Origin of the sequence: Candidatus Bandiella numerosa (assembly GCF_021811875.1) — a bacterium.
Classification (GTDB): domain Bacteria; phylum Pseudomonadota; class Alphaproteobacteria; order Rickettsiales; family Midichloriaceae; genus Aquirickettsia; species Aquirickettsia numerosa_A.
The window spans coordinates 1-251 of record NZ_JAJBJD010000264.1; the positions used below are offsets into that span (position 1 = coordinate 1).

The window sequence follows — 251 nt, forward strand, 5'->3', positions numbered from 1 at the left end:
TCAACTGCTCGTTCACCTCTTTCAGCAACACATCCCATATCTTCAGCTTAGTCATTATATTTCGAAATCTGCAAAATGTCGTATGATCTGGCACCCTCTCTAATCCGCTTATTATCATAAAATCTAACCGTACTCGAAGTGCCTCTTCCAACCCCTCGTCACTCAAATTATGCCATGCTTGTAATAACAGTCCCTTGAATAATTTAATAGGGTCATATCCTTGTGGCCCATATCCAGACCTCCCTAAATCT

General features: G+C 41.0%; 1 protein-coding gene. It reads right to left on the reverse strand.

All coding sequences use genetic code 11. From position 1 onward, the window contains the following. On the reverse strand, nucleotides 1-251 hold a 251-nt coding region (locus L8D11_RS05590; RefSeq protein ID WP_236870667.1), incomplete at both ends, for a transposase.